Genomic DNA, 11746 nt, shown 5'->3' with positions numbered 1-11746 from the left:
AATTTTATACAATATTATAACGCAAATCCAAAAAAAGAATCTTGTGTGACAAGGCCTATAGCTACCGAAATCATTAGAGCTAGTGATAAGAGGCATAACCATCCATGCTTAATAAAAATCCAAAAACTTGGCCTAGCATTTGGCGAAACTCGTTTAAGCATCTTTCTATATTGTTGAGCTTGTGAAAAGCACCATACAAAAAATACAAAAAATGCAAACCAAGCATAAAATTCAGACAACGAAAGCATGGAAAACACTAAAGCAAAACCTACTGCCCCAACAGTGTTGGTTAATCTAGAAAAATACTGCACGGCTATTTTTTCATCTTCACTAGAGAAAATCATGTCGTTCAAAAAGCTCCTGTTAATTTTTAAAAAAATAAAACACATTTTCAATCAGGAAAAATTTAAAACCAGGGCAACCAAACACCATATAGGAAAATTCTCTATCATCAAAACTTTACCAACATGATTACTTGAAATATAACTTAAACACGCCAGCTAGTTAATACAAGCACAATCCACAAATGACCCGCTTAGTTTTTAGCTAAACGCGGGTATTAAACTACTCAATGAGAGTACTTCGATGAAGGTCAGCAGGTATATAAATGAACTAAAACCAGCATGCGTACTCCATGTGACTTCCAATTCCTCAGCAATTATCTTCATGTCAACAATCAAAAATTTAATTCACATCTAATTTGCAGATAATTATAAAATCTATTTTGATTATTCAATAACTATACCTTAATCATAAGCGCCGGCCAAAACGCTTGATTTATACAAATAACACAGTTATTTGATTTTTTCTTAACCCCATCCATCAAGGTTTTATTATAGCTAAAATCATAAATAAACTTTGGATCATCAGAATTAATCTTAAGCCCAAGGAACCCGTACCAAAGCAAAAGCTGAAAAATCTTTATCGTAACTTCTCCTGGCTCAGAGCCTTCTGCAATCAAACCTAATACATCTGACTCATTTAGTTCTGGTTCACACCCAATAAAAGTATAAAGAACATTTTCAGACTCAGGCGCAATATCCCTTAGCTCGTAACCAATGTCTCTAAGAAGATCCGATGCGTAGGCCGACAACCCCTTTTCAATATCGGACTCGGATATTATCTCATGATTCAAGTTAATAGCAAAGCTCTTACAGTGATTGATTAAGTTTAGCAAAAATCTTGGTCTCATTAGTGACCTTTCTATAAAATACTGAGATGACTCTTCACCTTTATAATGACTTACAATTATTTTTAACCAAGCTTCTAAAAATTCAGTTTCATCATCCAATCCATTTGCAATAATTCGCAACCTTACCAACTCTCTAAGGAACCGCTGATCAATTCGTCTCTGAGCGGCTAAAGCACTCAGGGCGGCATATTCACCGCGTCAACGGTCACTTTCTGGCCACGGAAGGTAGCCTTTTTACCCTGGCAGCCTGGTTATCCAGCTGCCAGGCCAGATTCAAGACACACTGGCCCCGTCAGCATGGCCCTGGCATCGTCCAGCCAGCACCAAATTGCCGAGGGCGAACAGGGTGAACAGCTGCGCCTGGTTCCTGGCCAGCCCCTTGTAGCGCACCTTCCGGTAGCCGAAGAGGTTCTTGATGACATGAAACGGGTGCTCGACCTTGGCGCGGATGCTGGCCTTGGCCTTCTCGAATTCCAGCAGCAGCGCTTTCATGGGACTGTCTTCCATCTTCTTGATGGGGCCGCGCTTGGCGGCAACACAGCAGCGGGAGTCCGGGGCATCCTTCTCTTCGTCCAGGTACTTCCACATGCCGGTGTAGCCCGCGTCGCCGTATACCCGCTTGTCATCCTCCCGGACCAGAGCGCCGGTCATGGTGACATCGGCGACGTTGGCCGACGTGGCGGCGACACTGTGGGTCAGTCCGGTGACCGCATCGACACCGATATGGGCCTTCATACCGAAGTAATACTGCTTGCCCTTCCGGGTCTGCTTCATCTCCGGATCGCGCTGCCTGGCCTTGTTCCTGGTGGAGGGGGCCGCCGCCACAATGGTGGCGTCGACGATGGTGCCCTCGCGCATGAACAGGCCCTGCTCGGCCAGGTGGGCGTTGATTTCCTCGAAGATCCGCTGGGTCAGGGCATGCTGCTCCAGCAGGTGACGGAAGCGCAGCAGCGTGGTCGCATCCGGCACACTCTCGATGGCCAGATCGATACCGATGAAGTCACGCATGGCCTGGCTGTCGTAGATGGCATCCTCCAGCGCTTCATCGGCCAGGGCATACCACTGCTGCAGAAAGTAAATGCGCAGCATGCGCTCCAGGCCAATGGGTGGTCGGCCTCGCTTGCCCGCTGAATTCGGGAAGTAGGACGGCGACAGTGCTGCGATCAGCCGTTGCCACGGCACCAGCTTCTCCATCCTGGCAAGAAACCGCTCGCGGCGGGTGACCTTCTTCTTGTTCTGGTGCTCAGCCTGGGCGAATGAGATCTGTTTCATCGGAGTGGCTCTGTCAGCGGGTGTTGGACGACAGGTCAGATTTTACCTCGTCGGTGGCTATGAGGCAGCTCCGACGGGATTTATGCAGCGTTTCCCTAAGCAAGTCAGGGTCTGTCCAGTCTAATAAAACACTTGCTTCTTTTCCTCTATCAGCTGTTTCTTGTACAAGCAGTTCATAGACGTCATTTCTCAGAAAAACTGCCGTTTTAATATCGAGATCTTTTTTTCCAAATACTCGTTCAATTTTTCTTGTCGCCTCAATCAAAGCGCGTATTATTAGTAGATCATTATGTTCCAAACCAGACGTAGGCCAGCCATTATCAATATTATCAAATAAAAGCCAAAGAGTTCCTTTGTGCTCCATATAGCGAAGTAACTCTTGACGCAGAGCCTTTACATCATGCTTATATATTAACTGCGTAAGATCTGATGAAGACAGGCTAACTTTTTCTCTCCCTGAATGCATCGACTCATACTCTGAATATATTTTCTCCATTAACTGCGACATACGTTCAGAAAAATCGCCATCTGAATCATAGTCCTCAACATTGTATATATTTGCTAAGGCTCTATACCCGTCGTAAAGAAGGTGATCATGAATATGCCTTTTTTTATCCTTTTCTAGTATTTTATAACAAATCTCAAGGAGCAACACATATTCCCAAAACGCGGTAATCGTATGCAAATAAGTCCCTTCCTCTAAAAACTTAAGAATCCTCTCTTTAAATTTTATCAGTTTGTAACCATCCGGCTTTAAATCTAAAACTATATTTTTGCTTCTATTTCTATCTCTCTCAATATCTCTTATTTGCAAAAAAATAGCTGATTTTCCAGACCCCTTTCTACCAATGACAAGATGAGCTTCACCACGTAAAGCTTTAAGGTATTGGTCAGTTTCCAAATAATATGCGTTCAAATCACGCATTTCATTTTCCGCTGATGAAGAGCCTAAATTTAAATTTTTCAAAAAAGACCTTTCAGGTAATTTTTGTTCCTCTGTTTTTTCTTGAAACGCTCTAGCAACGTCACTAGCAAAGTCAGCAATGTGCAAATTAACATCATCAGGATGATAAGTTACACTCACAAAATCCCTATAATCCAATGGTACAGGGTCATCACCACTTTGCAGTATGCGAAATGCTTTATTCATTCCTTCTGACAACCCTGCTATAAATGCTGCTCGCATGTTATGAATAACATTGCCAGCTGAGCTTTTGGATAAAAGAGGGACTATTATTCCGTAGGAAGAAGCGACTTGATTTATTGCATCATAAGCAGACAAGCGTGGCTGTTCGTTTGGATCAAAATTCCGGAAAATATAGCCAGATTTTTTAATCCGAGAAATTATACGACCAGACCAATCTGTTTTATGAGGTGTTTCTAACAAATAAACTGGTGCTTGACGATTGATTAACGATGAAATTTCTAAAGGCGATATTTTGGGAGCTTCCAAAATAAATCTTTTAAGGAAACGCTGCATAAATCCCGTCGGAGCTGCCTCATAGCCACCGACGAGGTAAAATCTGACCTGTCGTCCAACACCCGCTGACAGAGCCACTCCGATGAAACAGATCTCATTCGCCCAGGCTGAGCACCAGAACAAGAAGAAGGTCACCCGCCGCGAGCGGTTTCTTGCCAGGATGGAGAAGCTGGTGCCGTGGCAACGGCTGATCGCAGCACTGTCGCCGTCCTACTTCCCGAATTCAGCGGGCAAGCGAGGCCGACCACCCATTGGCCTGGAGCGCATGCTGCGCATTTACTTTCTGCAGCAGTGGTATGCCCTGGCCGATGAAGCGCTGGAGGATGCCATCTACGACAGCCAGGCCATGCGTGACTTCATCGGTATCGATCTGGCCATCGAGAGTGTGCCGGATGCGACCACGCTGCTGCGCTTCCGTCACCTGCTGGAGCAGCATGCCCTGACCCAGCGGATCTTCGAGGAAATCAACGCCCACCTGGCCGAGCAGGGCCTGTTCATGCGCGAGGGCACCATCGTCGACGCCACCATTGTGGCGGCGGCCCCCTCCACCAGGAACAAGGCCAGGCAGCGCGATCCGGAGATGAAGCAGACCCGGAAGGGCAAGCAGTATTACTTCGGTATGAAGGCCCATATCGGTGTCGATGCGGTCACCGGACTGACCCACAGTGTCGCCGCCACGTCGGCCAACGTCGCCGATGTCACCATGACCGGCGCTCTGGTCCGGGAGGATGACAAGCGGGTATACGGCGACGCGGGCTACACCGGCATGTGGAAGTACCTGGACGAAGAGAAGGATGCCCCGGACTCCCGCTGCTGTGTTGCCGCCAAGCGCGGCCCCATCAAGAAGATGGAAGACAGTCCCATGAAAGCGCTGCTGCTGGAATTCGAGAAGGCCAAGGCCAGCATCCGCGCCAAGGTCGAGCACCCGTTTCATGTCATCAAGAACCTCTTCGGCTACCGGAAGGTGCGCTACAAGGGGCTGGCCAGGAACCAGGCGCAGCTGTTCACCCTGTTCGCCCTCGGCAATTTGGTGCTGGCTGGACGATGCCAGGGCCATGCTGACGGGGCCAGTGTGTCTTGAATCTGGCCTGGCAGCTGGATAACCAGGCTGCCAGGGTAAAAAGGCTACCTTCCGTGGCCAGAAAGTGACCGTTGACGCGGTGAATATGCCGCCCTGAGTGCTTTAGCCGCTCAGAGACGAATTGATCAGCGGTTCCTTAAGCTCTTGAGAGTTTTGATACTCCCTAAAACCTAGAGTATCGAATATGCCCACTTTATCTGCCAACAACTCATCACTCTCTACGCTTTTATTTTTAGTTAACAACACTCTTTTTGACTTTCCAACTGCATAGCCTATTTCATAAGTAACATTAAAATTCAAATTAGTTATATCTGCAATAAGAAAATCGGCATCATCTATTGCTTTCAAAACTTTTGTGGAAATAAACTGCCCAATTACATCAAGTTGAGTCCACGTATTTACATGAACTTTCGACTGTGATCGATTATATTCATCAGCTGCCTTTTCTATGCATTGCCCTAACTCGGCTGGCTGCGATGGATACGCATAAAATCCATTCAACTCACTCATCTTGACACCCCTTTAGATTTACCAAGTTCTAAACATATGAATCTTATAACAGACATTAGCCGAACAACTTTATAGATTATAAGCTGCATCAACATTAGCACAAGATCTAAACTAGAAAACTATCCCACGCATATGATATATAAAATAAATGCATTCAGCTAGTAGTGTTGAAAATACTAGCCTGCAGCACAGTACTCCAATGGACGGAATCACCTATACTATACTTTAGCAACCCCGCTTCAGGCTCTAAGTGTTTTTTATAACTACACCTCAACTTTAGCAATCCACTGAGTATGCTCGCGAGAAAAAGCGTTTTCAGCATCTCTCACAAAATCAGAGAAAAGCTCATCTGTCTCAGGTTCGGCAATCTTTGTTCTAATAATCCCTATTTCATGGGCAGTTAATGCATATGCAGTGCCGATCTCTTGAAATCTCTTTAGTTGCATCCATGCAGTTACAGAGCCAGCAGCAACAACAAAAACTTCCGTTGGCCAAACCTCCCAATCAGGAAAAGCGATTCTACTTAAAACCAACGCCACAGCAACTGACTGAAGAACTACAAGGAGTACAAAATACTGGGTGCTCTTTGATTTATTGCATTTTGATTTGGTGGCATACCACTTGCGTTGTTCATCAATACGGCTAGAAAGATAAAGCTGCCGCCTTTCTTCAATGGTTTTTGCTCTTGTATCTCTCATGAAATCGGTTATTTGATCTCGGGCACAATCGTCTCCGCCCAGAAGGTCACCAATCTGGTTATTAGACGAGAGTATTCCTTCTAGCATCTTTCGCAGAACGTTATTTACCTCATTGACGGAACTTGCGTCCAAGAAGGGGTCAGCACGCATCATATAGCGCCATGTAGCCGTTTTAACAGACTCTGCAACAGCGCGGGCACTGTACCAAGATTTTTCATAGCGTTTTGAGGCAATTAAAACCGAGATTCCAAGAGCGGCCAGAAAAACGGCTGCATTGACAAGTGAGTACACTGCATGGGGAGCTGGGTTAACTGCAAGAGCAGCACCCGTTATCAAAGTAACCATGTGCCACTTAAAAGAGCGAAGGTATGCGGACTGTGCTTCTACAGAGGCCCTGTCTGCAGCTCGATAGAGCCCGGGGTAATCTTTATGCTCCACGGGGAAGCCTCCTATTTCGTAGCCAGTTCCTGCAGTTTAGCTTCACTCCATGCATGAACTGTTATGCCGTTGTCTGTAAGACAACGAGGAATGGCACCCTGAATACCATTAAGCCTAATCGCGTAAACTGGTTTGTCTCGGTCTAATGTCATCTGCACCTCATGTGGGACCCAGTAACTTTTCCACGTGTCAGAACCTACAAAGACGATAGTCCTAGATGTACCAGTTATACTTTTTGAAATGGCTTGCTTAATTACGCTTTCATTTTCTGTTTTCCAGCGCTTCAGTAGATCACGTACTCGAAAACTCAATGCACTATAATTTGGATTTACAGCACGGCCTTTGATCGTCAAAACCACCCCACGATCTTCTTCTTTAAAACTAAAAAAAACTACATTTGGCATTTACGATATCTCCGTTACTATGGTGAATTGTTGGTATAAAAGGGATAAAACTTCCTACTTTATGATTTGATAAACGTGCCAGCACGTTTATCCAGCAGATCTAGCCTACGAAATGCGATTATTGCAGGCAAAAAAATTAATTTTAACTAGACAGCATGTCCAACATTCGCGCTCACTGCATTTACCGGTAACCGCTTTGGATCGAAAGGCGTCATTCGCTTACTTCCTCATAAAACGCAACCCTACCCGCTATAGCCTCCCCCCCCTCAATCGGCTCCTCATAACTCCAAGCAATATCCCGCCGCTCACCCAGCGAAAAATACACCGCATGCCCTTTAAACGGGCAGTAAGTGGTCGTTTCCGAAGTGGTAAGTAAGTCCATACGCACGTCGTCACGTGGGAAGTAGTAGCGCGGCGGATAGCCGTGTTCGCGAAGTTCAAGCGTATTGCTAGAGTCGGCTAGCAGAATGCCGTCCACCTGCACTTGCATGCGCTTGTTGGTAGGGTGAAGCGTTATGCGGGCATTCTGCATCGTGTTGTCCCTGCGGCGTTATTCGCTCTAATACTTTGAGCCTAGCAGCAAACATGGGTTAAGCCTACCTCGAAAGCTTAGTTTTTAGTCGATAATGGATGCTTTGGAAGGATGGTGAGTCATCACTTCCACGCTAGCGCTTATGGCACCCTGGTGAATACGACACAGCACCAGGCAGGGCTGAGTGCCATTGGCGCTTACCGCTAGCTCACCTGCAGCGTTCCAGCCGCCGCTATTGCCGCAGGTTTGCCAGCCGCCTGTGGTGGAAATGTGGTTGGCGAGCAGTACCGGAAGTTGGTGGCGTTTTGCGATGGCGGCGAGCAGCTCGGCATCGTAGGCATAGCCGCCTGGGGAGATCAGCGCGCTGGCGAGGTAAACGTCCGCCTGCTGCGCGGCGGCGGTGGCGGCGTGGCTTGGGTGGGTGAAGTCGGCGCACACGGCCAGGGCGATGCGGGTGCCGCTGATGTCGATCAGGCCACTACCACAACCGGGGGTACAGTAAACCTCTTCCCCTTCGTGCAGGTGCTGTTTCAGGTAGAAAGTGTGTTCACCGTTGGGGAAGTAGATCACCGCTGCGATGTAGGGTTTGCCGTTGGGGTTGTGCAGTGGGCAGCCTGCGATCACCACTATGCTGGCGGCTACGGCAGCGGCAGTGAGGGCGGCAAAGATTGTATCGTCGCGGGGCATGGCCAGTTGGCTGAGTAGCGCCAGCTCGTAGCCGGTCAGCGAGAGTTCGGGAAAGGCCACCACGTTGGCCCCTAGCGCTGCGGCGCGTTCCACGTAGCCCAGGTGCGTTTGCAGGTTGTCGTCTACCGCTGCTTTGCTGATGGGCAGTTGGGCGAGTGCAATGGTGATGGCTTTGTTGTTCACTTTTTTCCCTTGGCTGGCTGGGTGCTGGAATGGTCGCGGGCTAAAGCCACCTCCCACAGGGCGGGTTCAACCCTGGGGGAGGTGGTCGCGGGCTGAAGCCGCCTCCCACGGGGCGGGTTCAACCCTGGGGGGGTTGGTCGCGGGCTGAAGCCACCTCCCACGGGGATGGCTCACCTCTGGGGGAGGTGGTCGCGGGCTGAAGCCGCCTCCCACGGGGCGGGTTCACCTTTTGGGGGAGTTGGTCGCGGGCTGAAGCCACCTCCCACAGGGCTGGTTCACCTATGGGGGAGGTGGTCGCGGGCTGAAGCGGCCTCCCACGGGGGGCTAGGTGAAGGTGGTTTGCTGGAAGCTTGCCCGCGCTGTTAGGGCCGCATGCCACGCGGCAAGCTGGGGGTGCGCTTCTTTCCAGCGTATTTCTGGCAGCCGGAAGGCGAGGTATTCCAGCGCGACGGCGATGGCGATGTCGCCCAGGTGGATCGATGCGGCCGTGGGGTTGCCGCTCAGCTCGCTATTCAGTTGCTCCAACAGCCGCTGCATGGCCCTTGCCCGGCGTTGGCCCAGCTCGCTTTGGTCGATCTCTTGGCCATAGTGCTTGCGGGCAATCACGGTGGTGAATGCGGCATCCATGAGGTTTTGGCCCAGGCCTGCCAGGTGCAGTACGTCACTCAACGGGGTGGGCAGCATGGGCGGGTTGGGCTTTCCATTGTCCAGGCTGTCCAGGTACATGGCAATCAGCATGGATTCGCTGAGCGTGGTGCCCTCCTCCGTTACCAGTGCGGGGATGCGCCCGGCGGGGTTGGCCTTCAGAAGGTCGGCATCGTCGGCCCAGGGGTCGCACCACTTGAGCGTCACGGCGTCCATCAGGCCTTTTTCCAGTAACACGATGCGCACCAGCCGCGCATAGGGGGATGTTGCGTTCAGGTAGAGTTCCATGGTGGCCTCCCTTTGTCTGAATAGTGCTTGTTAGGTTATTGGGCAGAAGGATGTGTGCGGCGGTGCTGAACGCCTCGGCTCATCAGTACCAGCAACAAGCCAAGGGCAAGCGCCATGCCGCTGATGATGAAGAGCGGCGTGTAGCTGCCCCACATGCCAAACAGCGCCGACATGGCATAGCCTGCCCCTGCCTGGGCGGCGGCGAAAGCGGCCGTGGCTCGCCCCCAGAGCTGCTTGTGGGCGGTGGGCCCGACCAGCTCGGCCAGGCGGCCAGAGGTAAGGGCCACGATGCCGGGAATCATCGCCCCCACCATGAACGAGGAAACCGACTGGCTGAGCAGGGCAAGCGAGAACACCGGGAGCATGACGGCAGCGGCCTTGGCCGTAAAGGCGATCATCAAGCCCCCTTGCCACCCCACGCGCTGGGCCAGCGCCCCCACCATGAACGGCCCGCACAGGGCACCCAGCCCGAAGATTCCCCATTGCAGGGAAGCGGCTTGATGGCCCAGGGCATGCTCCCTGGCGAGGTAGTCCACCCAGAACACGGTGTGGGGCACGAACCCCACCGCATCCAGCGCGTAAGCGCCGATGACCAGCACCACCACCCACTTTACCCCCGCATACCCAACGGGGCTATTACCCACCGGGTTTGCTACAGGGCTTGTCACAGGGCGTGAGGGCAAGCGCGCAACGCCCCAGTCGCACGACAGGCCAGCCGCCAAACAGAGCAGCCCCAGCGCACCCCAGGTGAGCGAGAGGCTTACCCCGAGCAGTGACGGCACCACGAGGGCGGAAAGCAGCGCTCCAAACCCGATACCGGTAAACACCAGGGCACCGACACGGGTTCGCCTTTCCGGGGGCGTGGCCGCCAGCGCCAGCGAGGGGCCCACGACCATCAAGATCCCCCCGCCTACCCCCGAGACCAGCCGCCAGAAGAAGAACCAGTGAAAACCACCCGCCCCGGCGCAAAGCAGGAAGCTGAGCCCGATACCCGCAAAGCTTGCCGCCAACACCCAGCGCGGCGCAAAACGCTCGCTCAGTGAGTGGGCGGCAAGCGCGCCGATAAAATACCCCAACAGGTTGGCCGCCCCCAGGTAAGCACCCTGGCTTGCGGTAAACCACCCTTGCTGAATGATCGCAGGCAATAGCGGCGTATAGGCGAAGCGAGCAATACCTATCGCCGCCAGGGTCGCCATGATGCCGGTCATTAACGCGGGCAGATCGTCGGTAGTGAGTGTTCGCTTCATCACGCCAGTTCCTGGTGGTGTCGCCTGGATGGGCAGTTGGGCAAGCGCCATGGTACTGAAGGCGGCCTGGCGGCTAGCATGGTCGCGGGCTAAAGCCACCTCCCGCAAGGCGGACTGACTCCCAGAGGCAAGGTCAGTTTCAGGCTAATAGTGATAGCGGCATGAAATGACCGTGATGGCATGTTGATCGACTGCGTAAACAAGCCGATTGGTGTCATCGATGCGTCGAGACCAAAAGCCCGCCAGATTTTCTTTTAAGGGCTCTGGCTTACCGATTCCCTCAAAGGGAGAGCGCTTTACATCGTTGATCAGCTTGTTGATGCGCTTGAGGGTTTTCTTATCCTGACCTTGCCAATAGACGTAGTCGTTCCAGGCCTCATCTGTCCAGCACAATAGCCGTTGGCTACTCATCCATTAACGCTCGTGCGCTTGTCTGGCCAGCACGGTATTGCGCTATTGAGCGGTAAAGATGCTCAGCATTACCAGGTGAACGAAGCAGGTGCACTGTTTCCATGAGGCTATTGTAATAATCCAGTGACATCACAACGGCATCTTCAGCATCCCTGCGCGTGATCACGGTGGTGTCTGCATCATTCACAACGCCATCCAGCACGGCTTTCAAGCCATTCCTCGCTTCTGTAAAAGACACGATTTTCATACACACCTCACTTGTACCATTCACGGTACAAGTTTAGCGACCGCACGCCAACCTGTACAGCTTAGAGCACATAATGCTTCATCAAGCCTTCTTCACAAACTGCGCGGTCACTATCATGTCGCCTGCGCCGTCTACCTTGCAGTCCAGCTGGTGGTCTTTGCCCTCTTTTAGCCGCTTGATGACGGCCTTGGTGCCGATCTTGAGCACCAGAGAGCTACCTTTCACCTTGAGATCCTTGATCAGCGTGACCTTGTCGCCTTCGGCCAGCGGCGTGCCGTGGGCATCGGCAACGTTCACGGCCTCTTCGGCGGCGGCTTCTTCAGGGTTCCATTCGTGGGCGCATTCGGGGCAGATGAACAGGCGTTGGTCCTGGTAGACGAATTCGGATTGGCAGCGGGGGCACGGTGGGCAAGACATGAGCAGTGGCTTCT

Annotated in this window: 15 protein-coding genes; 1 reads left to right on the top strand and 14 read right to left on the bottom strand. The window is 51.4% G+C overall.

From position 1 onward, the window contains the following. Positions 1 to 14 precede the first annotated feature (14 nt). From HSS18214_RS19165 to HSS18214_RS18420, 4 genes are all read right to left on the bottom strand, one after another. Positions 15 to 353, bottom strand: a complete 339-nt coding sequence (locus HSS18214_RS19165) for a hypothetical protein (protein ID WP_156808551.1) — start codon at positions 351 to 353, stop codon at positions 15 to 17. A 386-nt stretch (positions 354 to 739) separates the two neighbouring features. After that, complete coding sequence (locus tag HSS18214_RS19160) at positions 740 to 1345, bottom strand: P-loop ATPase, Sll1717 family (protein WP_371827800.1); 606 nt, start codon at positions 1343 to 1345, stop codon at positions 740 to 742. A 120-nt stretch (positions 1346 to 1465) separates the two neighbouring features. Continuing rightward, entirely contained in the window at positions 1466 to 2464 is a 999-nt protein-coding gene (locus HSS18214_RS0117165; protein WP_016914710.1) for an IS5 family transposase, read from the bottom strand. A 13-nt stretch (positions 2465 to 2477) separates the two neighbouring features. Next, positions 2478 to 3944: a P-loop ATPase, Sll1717 family gene (locus HSS18214_RS18420; RefSeq protein ID WP_202801291.1), complete on the bottom strand. Its 1467-nt coding sequence runs from the start codon at positions 3942 to 3944 to the stop codon at positions 2478 to 2480. Positions 3945 to 4026: 82 nt separating this feature from the next. On the opposite strand from HSS18214_RS18420, the gene HSS18214_RS0117155 reads away from it, so the two are divergent. Further along, positions 4027 to 5025 (top strand): IS5 family transposase, encoded by a 999-nt coding sequence (locus tag HSS18214_RS0117155; RefSeq protein WP_016914710.1) that lies wholly within the window; start codon positions 4027 to 4029, stop codon positions 5023 to 5025. Between the two features lie 102 nt (positions 5026 to 5127). Here HSS18214_RS0117155 and HSS18214_RS0117150 read toward each other — a convergent pair whose 3' ends face one another. The 10 genes from HSS18214_RS0117150 to HSS18214_RS0117110 form a co-directional block, all read right to left on the bottom strand. Next, positions 5128 to 5535, bottom strand: a complete 408-nt coding sequence (locus HSS18214_RS0117150) for a hypothetical protein (RefSeq protein ID WP_016916507.1) — start codon at positions 5533 to 5535, stop codon at positions 5128 to 5130. Positions 5536 to 5798: 263 nt separating this feature from the next. Next, the gene (locus tag HSS18214_RS0117145) at positions 5799 to 6671 is read right to left on the bottom strand and encodes a DUF4231 domain-containing protein (RefSeq protein ID WP_026002016.1); all 873 of its coding nucleotides are present in this window, start codon (positions 6669 to 6671) and stop codon (positions 5799 to 5801) included. A gap of 11 nt (positions 6672 to 6682) precedes the next feature. Next, complete coding sequence (locus HSS18214_RS18945; RefSeq protein ID WP_083844223.1) at positions 6683 to 7075, bottom strand: TIR domain-containing protein; 393 nt, start codon at positions 7073 to 7075, stop codon at positions 6683 to 6685. 211 nt (positions 7076 to 7286) lie between these two features. Further along, complete coding sequence (locus HSS18214_RS0117140; protein WP_016916505.1) at positions 7287 to 7607, bottom strand: DUF427 domain-containing protein; 321 nt, start codon at positions 7605 to 7607, stop codon at positions 7287 to 7289. Between the two features lie 84 nt (positions 7608 to 7691). Continuing rightward, complete coding sequence (locus tag HSS18214_RS0117135) at positions 7692 to 8477, bottom strand: carbon-nitrogen hydrolase family protein (protein WP_016916504.1); 786 nt, start codon at positions 8475 to 8477, stop codon at positions 7692 to 7694. A gap of 324 nt (positions 8478 to 8801) precedes the next feature. Beyond that, a complete protein-coding gene (locus HSS18214_RS0117130; protein WP_016916503.1) occupies positions 8802 to 9410 on the bottom strand; it encodes a glutathione S-transferase N-terminal domain-containing protein in 609 nt (202 codons plus the stop codon). Between the two features lie 35 nt (positions 9411 to 9445). Next, positions 9446 to 10657 carry a YbfB/YjiJ family MFS transporter gene (locus tag HSS18214_RS18415; protein WP_016916502.1) on the bottom strand — a complete coding sequence of 404 codons (1212 nt, stop codon included), beginning with the start codon at positions 10655 to 10657 and terminating at the stop codon, positions 9446 to 9448. A 144-nt stretch (positions 10658 to 10801) separates the two neighbouring features. Beyond that, on the bottom strand, positions 10802 to 11068 hold the full coding sequence (locus HSS18214_RS0117120) for a Txe/YoeB family addiction module toxin (protein ID WP_016916501.1): 267 nt from the start codon (positions 11066 to 11068) through the stop codon (positions 10802 to 10804). Then, positions 11061 to 11315, bottom strand: a complete 255-nt coding sequence (locus HSS18214_RS0117115) for a type II toxin-antitoxin system Phd/YefM family antitoxin (RefSeq protein WP_016916500.1) — start codon at positions 11313 to 11315, stop codon at positions 11061 to 11063. Before HSS18214_RS0117115 ends, HSS18214_RS0117120 begins: the two co-directional genes overlap by 8 nt. 81 nt (positions 11316 to 11396) lie before the next feature. Further along, positions 11397 to 11732 carry a zinc ribbon domain-containing protein YjdM gene (locus HSS18214_RS0117110; RefSeq protein WP_016916499.1) on the bottom strand — a complete coding sequence of 112 codons (336 nt, stop codon included), beginning with the start codon at positions 11730 to 11732 and terminating at the stop codon, positions 11397 to 11399. Positions 11733 to 11746 lie beyond the last annotated feature (14 nt).

The sequence above is a fragment of the Vreelandella stevensii S18214 genome, from assembly GCF_000275725.1.
In the GTDB taxonomy this organism is placed as follows: Bacteria; Pseudomonadota; Gammaproteobacteria; order Pseudomonadales; family Halomonadaceae; genus Vreelandella; species Vreelandella stevensii.
This window is presented reverse-complemented; position numbering and strand designations above follow the sequence as displayed.

Excerpts from the sequence above, each read along its gene's own strand:
- HSS18214_RS0117140 (WP_016916505.1), bottom strand. The coding sequence starts at position 7,607 with ATGCAGAATGCCCGCATAACGCTTCACCCTACCAACAAGCGCATGCAA.
- HSS18214_RS18415 (WP_016916502.1), bottom strand. The coding sequence starts at position 10,657 with ATGAAGCGAACACTCACTACCGACGATCTGCCCGCGTTAATGACCGGC.
- HSS18214_RS18945 (WP_083844223.1), bottom strand. The coding sequence starts at position 7,075 with ATGCCAAATGTAGTTTTTTTTAGTTTTAAAGAAGAAGATCGTGGGGTG.
- HSS18214_RS0117155 (WP_016914710.1), top strand. The coding sequence starts at position 4,027 with ATGAAACAGATCTCATTCGCCCAGGCTGAGCACCAGAACAAGAAGAAG.
- HSS18214_RS0117110 (WP_016916499.1), bottom strand. The coding sequence starts at position 11,732 with ATGTCTTGCCCACCGTGCCCCCGCTGCCAATCCGAATTCGTCTACCAG.
- HSS18214_RS0117130 (WP_016916503.1), bottom strand. The coding sequence starts at position 9,410 with ATGGAACTCTACCTGAACGCAACATCCCCCTATGCGCGGCTGGTGCGC.
- HSS18214_RS0117120 (WP_016916501.1), bottom strand. The coding sequence starts at position 11,068 with ATGAGTAGCCAACGGCTATTGTGCTGGACAGATGAGGCCTGGAACGAC.
- HSS18214_RS0117165 (WP_016914710.1), bottom strand. The coding sequence starts at position 2,464 with ATGAAACAGATCTCATTCGCCCAGGCTGAGCACCAGAACAAGAAGAAG.
- HSS18214_RS0117115 (WP_016916500.1), bottom strand. The coding sequence starts at position 11,315 with ATGAAAATCGTGTCTTTTACAGAAGCGAGGAATGGCTTGAAAGCCGTG.
- HSS18214_RS18420 (WP_202801291.1), bottom strand. The coding sequence starts at position 3,944 with ATGCAGCGTTTCCTTAAAAGATTTATTTTGGAAGCTCCCAAAATATCG.
- HSS18214_RS0117150 (WP_016916507.1), bottom strand. The coding sequence starts at position 5,535 with ATGAGTGAGTTGAATGGATTTTATGCGTATCCATCGCAGCCAGCCGAG.